This window comes from Streptomyces sp. YS-3, assembly GCF_045257485.1.
In the GTDB taxonomy this organism is placed as follows: Bacteria; Actinomycetota; Actinomycetes; order Streptomycetales; family Streptomycetaceae; genus Streptomyces.
This window is the reverse complement of sequence record NZ_JBJHPC010000351.1, coordinates 1-7,759: the sequence shown is the minus strand read 5'-3', so window position 1 is coordinate 7,759 and position 7,759 is coordinate 1. Positions and strand designations below refer to the sequence as shown.

General features: G+C 73.9%; 8 protein-coding genes. All 8 read left to right on the top strand.

The features are described from left to right. Positions 1-106 precede the first annotated feature (106 nt). Complete coding sequence (locus tag ACJA3G_RS24660) at positions 107-886, top strand: aminotransferase class IV (RefSeq protein ID WP_406555230.1); 780 nt, start codon at positions 107-109, stop codon at positions 884-886. Between the two features lie 134 nt (positions 887-1,020). Beyond that, entirely contained in the window at positions 1,021-1,587 is a 567-nt protein-coding gene (locus ACJA3G_RS24655; protein ID WP_406555229.1) for a hypothetical protein, read from the top strand. Between the two features lie 6 nt (positions 1,588-1,593). Next, positions 1,594-2,307, top strand: coding sequence for a class F sortase (locus ACJA3G_RS24650; protein WP_406555228.1), 714 nt, complete (start codon positions 1,594-1,596; stop codon positions 2,305-2,307). Positions 2,308-2,577: 270 nt separating this feature from the next. Next, positions 2,578-5,109: a nitrite reductase large subunit NirB gene (nirB, locus tag ACJA3G_RS24645; protein WP_406555227.1), complete on the top strand. Its 2,532-nt coding sequence runs from the start codon at positions 2,578-2,580 to the stop codon at positions 5,107-5,109. Further along, the gene (nirD, locus tag ACJA3G_RS24640) at positions 5,106-5,438 is read left to right on the top strand and encodes a nitrite reductase small subunit NirD (RefSeq protein WP_406555226.1); all 333 of its coding nucleotides are present in this window, start codon (positions 5,106-5,108) and stop codon (positions 5,436-5,438) included. The genes nirB and nirD overlap by 4 nt, the downstream gene beginning before the upstream one ends. A 56-nt stretch (positions 5,439-5,494) precedes the next feature. Further along, complete coding sequence (locus ACJA3G_RS24635) at positions 5,495-6,079, top strand: TetR/AcrR family transcriptional regulator (RefSeq protein ID WP_406555225.1); 585 nt, start codon at positions 5,495-5,497, stop codon at positions 6,077-6,079. A gap of 72 nt (positions 6,080-6,151) precedes the next feature. Further along, entirely contained in the window at positions 6,152-6,934 is a 783-nt protein-coding gene (locus tag ACJA3G_RS24630) for an SDR family NAD(P)-dependent oxidoreductase (protein WP_406555224.1), read from the top strand. 56 nt (positions 6,935-6,990) lie between these two features. Further along, the coding region (locus ACJA3G_RS24625; protein WP_406555223.1) for an oxidoreductase at positions 6,991-7,759 on the top strand (769 nt) is incomplete at its 3' end.

The following is a 7,759-nucleotide window of genomic DNA, read 5'->3' as shown; positions in this document are numbered from 1 at the left end:
CCGCGTGGGGGGTGGTGGGCTCCGTGTGGGGAGCGGTGGTGATGTCCATGCCGAGGAGCCTCACACCTCAAGTTAGCTTCAGGTCAAGCCCGGTTACGGTGGCCCCATGACGCGCCCCCATGTGGAGATCAACGGCCGCCCCGCCGACGCGGAGAACCTCCGTATCCCCGCCCTGACCGGCAACTACGGTCATTTCACCGCGATGCAGGTGCGCGGCGGCCGGGTGCGCGGGCTCGCCCTGCACCTGGCGCGGCTCGACGCGGCGACCCGCGAGCTGTTCGGCCCAGGGCTCGACGGCGAGCGGGTCCGCACCCTCATCCGCCGGGCCCTGGCCGGGGCCGGCGCCGAGGACGCGGCGGTACGCGTCTATGTGTACGGGCCGGACGAGGACCCGGCCGTGATGGTGACCGTGCGCCCGCCCGTCGACCTCTCGCCCGAGCCGCAGCACCTGCTCTCCGTGCCCTACGAGCGGCCGGTCGCCCACATCAAGCACCTGGGCGGCTTCGCCCAGCAGTACTACGGCCGGATCGCGGCCGGCCAGGGCCGCACCAGCGCGCTGCTGACCGGTCCCGGCGGCGAGATCGCCGAGGGGGCCGTCACCAACATCGGGTTCTGGGACGGGAGCGCGGTGGTGTGGCCCGACCGTCCGGCGCTGCGGGGCATCACCATGGCGCTGGTCGAACAGCGGCTGCCCGGGTACGGCACGGCCACGGTCCGGCGCCCGGTCACGCTGGGCGGCCTCGGCGCGTACCGGGCGGCCTTCGTCACCAACTCGCAGGGCATCGCGCCGGTGGCCCGGATCGACGACTTCGCCTTCGCGGTGGACGCGGAGCTGATGGAGACCCTCTGGCGGCTGTACGCGGAGGTGCCGTGGGACACGGTCTGAGCGCGGGCGCCCACCGGGAAGGGTGACGGCCCGCACCCGGCCGTCACCCTTTCGCCCCCCGCCGGGGGGCGGGCGTCGGCGCGGGCCACTTACCTCGGAGGGAGAAGGACGGCACCCCGCTCCCCGGAGGACCCATGCGTACTGCCCGCCTGCTGACCGGTTCCGCGCTCGCGGCGGCCCTGCTGGGCCTGGGCGGCGCGCCCGCGTACGCCAACGACTTCGGCGGGGCGGGCGTGGAGGTCTCGCCGTCGACGGCGGCGCCCGGCACCACGGTCACCGTGAACACCGGCGCGTGCGGCCACGACGGCCATGCGGTCGGGGACGCGCGCGCGGCGGGCGACGGGGAGTTCCCATTGACCGCCTCGGCCCACAGGGACGCGCTCGCCGGGCAGTTCACCGTGCCCCCCACCGCCCGGTCCGGGACCTTCCAGATCACGGTGGCCTGCGACAACGGCAAGTCGGCGCGGGGCGAGCTGACCGTTGCGGGCGGCGGCGAGAACACCTTCCAGGACTGGGGGGACCACCACCCCTCGGGCGAGCGGCAGGAGCCCAGAGGGCATGTGAAGACCGGTCTCGGCGGCAGTACGGCCGCCTCCGACCGGACCGAGATCGCCGCCGGGGCGGCCGTCCTGGCCGTCGCCGCCGTCACCGGCGGGCTGCTGCTGCGCCGCCGGGCCGGCGAGCCGGGCGACCGGGGCTGACCGCTGGTGGCGGCGCGGTCGGCCCAGGCGCTGCGGGACGCCCAGGCCGCGCGGCGGCGCAACGGCTGGCTGGTCTGCGTGGCCGTGTGCGTCGGGGTGTGGCTGCTGCGGCAGGGCACGGAGATGTCCGAGCCGCCGCAGCCCACGCGCGCGGAGGCGTTCGCCGCCGCGCCCGGCGCCGCCCGCGCACCGGCGGGCGGGACCGGCTCGCCCCACGCGCGCGTGGACGGGCCCCGCACCGGCGGCGCCCTCGCCGGAGCGGCCCTGGCGCCCTCCGAGCCCGTACGCGTCCGGATTCCGGCGATCCGGGTGGACGCGCCGGTGATCCGGCTCGGCCTCGCCCGCGACGGCTCCCTGGACGTGCCGCCGGGCAGCGGCGGCTCGGCCGGGTGGTACAAGGACGGCACCGCGCCGGGGGCGGTCGGTACGGCCGTGATGGCCGGGCACGTCGACGACGCGCGCGGGCCCGCCGTCTTCTACGCGCTGGGCGCGCTGAAGAAGGGCAGCCGTATCGAGGTGGCCCGCGCCGACCGGCGTACGGCCGTCTTCAGCGTCGACGCGGTCGAGGTGTATCCCAACGACGCCTTCCCCGACCGGCGTGTGTACGGCCCGGCCGGCCGCCCCGAGCTACGTGTGATCACCTGCGGCGGCGGCTACGGCGAGAAGTCGGGCTACCGGGGGAACGTGGTGGTCTTCGCCCACCTCACCGGCGCGGAGTGAGCCCCGGGGCCCGTCCGCGGGCCTCCCGGGCGGGCCGCCGCGGGGCCGCGCCGCGCGCGGCGGCTCACGGCGGGGGCGGCCGTGAGCGCAGAACACTCACAGGGACCCCGGCGCGGGGCTGAGCGGGCCGTTGCGCCCGGGAAACCGGTCAGATCCGACCGGGAAACAGCCGTCTTGCAGGCTGCGGTCATGGGTTCGGACACCATGCCGGCCCGCCGCCGGCCATCTGGCCCCCGCCGCACCCGCTCACCCACGACGGAGGGTTCCGACATGACCACACCCGCACCCTCGGCCGCAGCCCGCACGATCGTCGTAGTCGGCCACGGCATGGTCGGCCAGCGATTCCTGGAGGCCCTCGCCGAGAAGGGGGTCACCGACCACGCCCGCGTGGTGGTGCTCGCGGAGGAGCCCCGGCCCGCCTACGACCGGGTCCACCTCACCTCGTACTTCACCGGAACCACCCCCGACGAACTCTCCATGGTGGAGCCCGGGTTCATCGACAAGTACGGCATCGAACTGCGCCTGGGCGACCCGGCGCAGAGCGTGGACCGCGCCGGGCGCACGGTCACCTCGCGCTCCGGTCAGGTCTTCGCGTACGACGTCCTGGTGCTCGCCACCGGCTCCTACCCGTTCGTGCCGCCGGTGCCCGGCAAGGACCTGACGGGCTGCTTCGTCTACCGGACCATCGAGGATCTGCTCGCCATCGAGGAGTACGCCCGTACCGCCACCACCGGCGCGGTGGTCGGCGGCGGACTGCTCGGCCTGGAGGCGGCGGGCGCGCTCAAGGGCCTCGGACTGGCCACGCACATCGTGGAGTTCGCGCCCCGGCTGATGCCCGCGCAGGTCGACGCCGGCGGCGGCGCGGCGCTGCTGCGCACCATCGAGGGCATGGGCCTGTCGGTCCACACCGGCGTCGGCACCCAGGAGATCACCGGCGAGCGGGCCGTGGACGGCATGCTCCTGTCGGACGGCTCCCGCCTCGACACCGACCTGGTCGTCTTCTCCGCCGGGGTCCGCCCCCGCGACCAGCTGGCCCGCGACTGCGGTCTGACCGTGGGCGAGCGCGGCGGCATCGTGGTCGACGAGCGGTGCCGCACCTCCGACCCGGCCGTCTACGCGATCGGCGAATGCGCGCTGGCCTGCGACGGCAAGGTGTACGGCCTGGTCGCGCCCGGCTACGAGATGGCGGTCGCGGTGGCCGACGCGCTGGCGCGGGGCGAGGAGGAGCCGGAGAAGTCCTTCACCGGCGCCGACATGTCCACCAAGCTCAAGCTCCTCGGCGTGGACGTGGCCTCCTTCGGGGACGCGCACGGCAGCGCCGAGGGCAGCCTCGACGTCGTCTACACCGACGCCCGCTCGGGCATCTACAAGAAGCTGGTGGTCTCCCCCGACGGCACCCTGCTCGGCGGTGTCCTGGTCGGCGACGCCGAGATGTACGGCACGCTGCGCCCGCTCACCGGCCACATCCCGCCGATCCCGGCCGAGCAGCTGGTGCTGCCGCCGGGGCTGGGCGCGCCCGTGGCGCTGGGCCCGGAGGCGCTGCCGGACGACGCGGTGATCTGCTCCTGCCACAACGTCACCAAGGGCGAGGTCACCCCGCTCGCCTCGCTGCCCGAGGTCAAGAAGTGCACCCGGGCGGGCACGGGCTGCGGCAGCTGCGTCAAGACGCTGGAGAAACTGCTCCCCAAGACCGGCGACGGCGGTCTGTGCGACTGCTTCGGGCAGACCCGCCAGGAGCTGTACGAGATCGCGCTGGCGCTGCGCGTCGGCTCCTACCGGCAGCTCCTGGACGAGCACGGGCGCCCGGCCGCGCGCGGCGGCGAGGGCTGTGAGATCTGCAAGCCCGCGGTCGCCTCCATCCTGGCGAGCCTCGGCCACGGCCACATCCTCGACGGCGAGCAGGCCGCGCTCCAGGACACCAACGACCACTTCCTCGCCAACATCCAGCGCAACGGCTCGTACTCGATCGTGCCGCGCATCCCCGGCGGCGAGATCACCCCCGACAAGCTGATCGTCATCGGCGAGGTGGCCCGCGACTACGGCCTCTACACGAAGATCACCGGCGGTCAGCGCATCGACCTCTTCGGCGCCCGGGTCGACCAGCTCCCGGTGATCTGGGCCCGTCTGGTGGCCGCCGGGTTCGAGTCCGGCCACGCGTACGGCAAGTCGCTGCGCACGGTGAAGTCCTGTGTGGGCCAGACCTGGTGCCGCTACGGGGTGCAGGACTCGGTGAAGATGGCGATCGACCTGGAGCTGCGCTACCGGGGGCTGCGCTCCCCGCACAAGCTGAAGGCGGCGGTCTCGGGGTGTGCCCGCGAGTGCGCCGAGGCCCAGTCCAAGGACTTCGGCGTGATCGCCACGGCCAACGGCTGGAACCTGTACGTGGGCGGCAACGGCGGCGCGACCCCGCGCCACGCGGACCTGCTCGCGCAGGACCTGAACGACGACGAACTCGTCCGGCTGATCGACCGGTTCCTCATGTTCTACATCCGCACCGCCGACCGCCTGGAGCGCACCTCGGTGTGGCTGGAGCGGATCGAGGGCGGCCTGAAGCACGTCAAGGACGTGGTGGTCGACGACTCCCTCGGCATCTGCGACGAGCTGGAGGCGCTGATGGCCACCCATGTCTCCGCCTACCGCGACGAGTGGGCCGAGACGGTCGAGGACCCCGAGCGCCTCGCCCGCTTCGTCTCCTTCGTCAACGCGCCCGGCACGCCCGACCCCACGGTCCGGTTCGTGCCCGAGCGCGGTCAGATCAAGCCCGAACTGCCCGTCCTGGCCCTGGAGGTGGCCGCGCGATGAACGAGAACAGCATCCGACTGCGACTGGAAGACGGCTGGTTCGAGGTGTGCGGGCGCGAGCGGCTCATCCCGGGCCGGGGGGTCGCCGCGCTGCTGCCCGACGGGCGCCAGGCGGCGGTCTTCACCGACCGCGCCGGGCGTGCGTACGCGATCGACAACCGCGACCCGTTCACCGGCGCGTACGTCATGTCGCGCGGTCTGCTCGGCTCCGCCGGGGGCCGGGTCTTCGTCGCCTCGCCGCTGCTGAAGCAGCGCTTCGACCTGGAGACGGGCCGGTGCCTGGACGACGACGAGGTCAGCGTGCAGACGTACCCGGCCGACGCGTCCTGAGGGGCACCAACAGAAAATCTTGACCGATCGTTCCATATGGATCTACTGTCGTCCTCGTGTCCCGAACCAAGGAATTCGATCCGGACGCCGCGCTCCAGTCGGCCTTGGAGCTGTTCTGGGAGCGCGGCTACGAGGCGACGTCGATGGCGGACCTCGTCGACCGGCTCGGCATCGGCCGGGCGAGCATCTACGCGACCTTCGGCAACAAGCACGAGCTGTATCTGAAGGCGCTCGACCGGTACGGCGAGTCGCACAGCGCGCTCCTGTTCCGCGAGCTGTCGGGGCCCGGCCCCGCACTGCCCGCGGTGCGCGCGGTCGTGCACCGCTTCGCCACCGACTCCACGGCCGAGAAGACCCGTCGGAACGGCTGTTTCGTCACCAACACCGCCGCCGAGCTGGGCGCGCGGGACACCGCCGCGGCCCGTCGGGTCGAGCAGTCCTGGGAGCAGCTGGAGACACTGCTGCACTCCGCGCTCGTACGCGCCGGGGCCCAGGGCGAGCTGCCGCCGGGACGTGACCCGCGCGCGCTGGCCCGGATGTTCCTGGTGCTCATGCAGGGCATGCGCGTGACAGGCAGGGCCTGCGAGGACCCGGCGCGGGTGCGGGAGGCGGCCGAGGCCGCGCTGACCCTGCTGGACTGAACGGCCCCCAGGGGCGCCGCATCGAAGCGGCGCCCCCTTTTTCTCTCCTCATAACAGAACGGTTGGTCAAATATGTCTGCTCGCTCAGCCGCGCGCTTCACCGGCAGGACCGTCCTCGTCACGGGCGCCGGTTCCGGGATCGGCCGCGCGGTCGCGCTCGCCTTCGCCGCCGAGGGCGCGAAGGTGGCGGTCGCCGGCCGCACCGCCGCCTCCTTGGCGGAGACCGTGGCCCTGGCCGGGGAGGCGGGCGGGGTGGCCGCCGCGTTCACCGCCGACGTGTCCCGCGCCGAGGACGTGCACGCCCTGGTGGCGGCGGTCGTCGCCCGGTTCGGCTCGCTCGACGTCGCCGTCAACAACGCCGGGGTGCTGCGCGGCCGGGGCGGGGCGGCGCTCGCCGATCTGGCGCCCGAGGACTGGCAGGCCATGCTCGACACCAACCTCACCGGCGTCTTCCTCGCCCTGCGGGCCGAGGTCGCCCAGATGCGCACCCAGGAGAACGGGGGCGCGATCGTCAACATCGGCTCCAACCTCGGCGCCCACAAGCGGATACCGGGCGCCGCCGGCTACCTCACCACCAAGGCCGCGGTCTCGGCGCTGACCCGTGCCGCCGCCCTCGACCACATCCGGGACGGCATCCGTATCAACGCGGTCAGCCCCGGCGCCTCCGCCACCGCGATGTCGCTGCGCGAAGGCGAGAGCGAGGCAGAGCGGGCGGTGCGGATGAAGGAGCAGTCGCCGCTGGGCCGGGTCTCGACCACCGCCGAGGTCGCGGCGGCGGTCCTCTATCTGGCCTCGGACGACGCGGCGTCGGCGGTGGGTACGGACCTGGTGATCGACGGCGGCGCCGCGGCCTGAGCCCGTGGCCCGGCGGCCCCCTGCTGTCCGGACCTACCGGACGGTACGGTAACCGCATGACTCAGGGCTGGAGCGCGAGGGACATCCCCGACCAGAGCGGCCGTACGGCGGTGGTCACCGGAGCCAACAGCGGTATAGGCCTCGTCACCGCACGCGAACTCGCCCGCAAGGGCGCGCGGGTGGTCCTGGCCTGCCGCAGCGAGGCCAGGGGCAAGGAGGCCGAGGCGCTGATCCACCGCCAGGTGTACGGGGCCGAGGTGGAGTTCGCGCCCCTGGACCTCGGGGACCTGTCGTCCGTCCGCGCCTTCGCGCACACGTACCGGCACGACCACCTGGACCTGCTGATCAACAACGCGGGTGTGATGGCCCTGCCGTACGGCACGACGGCGGACGGCTTCGAGCGGCAGTTCGGGGTGAACCACCTGGGCCACTTCGCGCTCACGGGCCTGCTCCTGCCCCGGCTGCGGGCGGCTCCGGCGGCGCGGGTGGTCTCGGTCTCCAGCGGGCTGCACGCCCTGTCCGCCCTCGACCTGACCGACCTCAACAGCGAGCGCCGCTACCGCCGTTGGATCGCCTACGCCCGCTCGAAGACCGCCAACCTGCTCTTCATCCACGAACTGGCCCGCCAACTGCGCACGGCGGGCTCGAACGTGGTCGCCGCAGCCGCCCACCCCGGCTACGCCTCCACCAACCTCCAGACGGCCGGCGTCCGTATGGAGGGCCGCCGCGCGGCGGAACGCGTGGCCCGGCTCGGCAACCGCCTGCTGGCCCAGCCCGCCGAGGCGGGCGCCCTGCCGACCCTCTACGCGGCCACCGCCCCCGGCG